Origin of the sequence: Streptomyces coryli, assembly GCF_011044975.1 — a bacterium.
GTDB lineage: Bacteria > Actinomycetota > Actinomycetes > Streptomycetales > Streptomycetaceae > Streptomyces > Streptomyces coryli.
This window is the reverse complement of sequence record NZ_JAAKZV010000582.1, coordinates 1-741: the sequence shown is the minus strand read 5'-3', so window position 1 is coordinate 741 and position 741 is coordinate 1. Positions and strand designations below refer to the sequence as shown.

Sequence of the window (741 nt, the reverse complement as noted above, 5' to 3'; positions counted from 1 at the left end):
GGCCGGGTGGGGTCGCGCTTCGCGCACGTCCGCGGTCACGCCCTCGCTGCCCGGCTCGGGAGCCCGTTGGGCCCCGCCATCGCCGCCTACAAGCGCTCGGTCGCGCTCCAGGGGCCGCGCCGAGGGCTCGCCCCTTCCCGCCGCGGGGCCGGTGCCAAAGGCTCCGTCCCGCTCGGTCGTGCGTGCATGCGGTCCACGCCCGTTCGTCTTCGCACCGCTGCCGGCAGGCGCCCCGCCCCGCCCGCTTGCCGAGCCGGCCGCACTCTCCCCTTCATCGCTGCCGGCAACCGGTGGGTGGGTGGGTCCAGCCGAGTCTCCACCCACATGCAGCCACCGCCCCCGCAAGGCGACCAACACCAGCGCCGCGATCGCCAGCAGCAGCAGCGACAGCGCAGTCGCCCCCTCAGGGTCGTCCTGCAGCAGCAGATACACCTTCAAAGGCAGCGTCTGCGTGACCCCCGGCAGATTCCCGGCGAAGGTGATCGTCGCGCCGAACTCGCCCAGCGCCCGCGCCCAGCACAGCGCCGCCCCCGCGACCAGCCCCGGCGCCACCATCGGCATCGTGATCGTCGAGAACACCCGCAGCGGCCCCGCGCCGAGAGACGCCGCCGTCTCCTCGTACCGGACGTGCAGCCCGTTCAGCGCCCCCTCAAGGCTGATGACGAGAAACGGCATCGACACGAACGCCGCCGCCACCACCGCCCCCGCCGTGCTGAACGGGCTGCACGCCCGGTACTAGGA

Annotated in this window: 1 pseudogene; it reads right to left on the bottom strand. The window is 74.0% G+C overall.

Going from position 1 to position 741, the window contains the following annotated elements:
• A pseudogene (locus G5C51_RS43620) lies at nt 1-720 on the bottom strand (molybdate ABC transporter permease subunit); the annotation flags it as partial.
• Nucleotides 721-741: the final 21 nt, after the last annotated feature.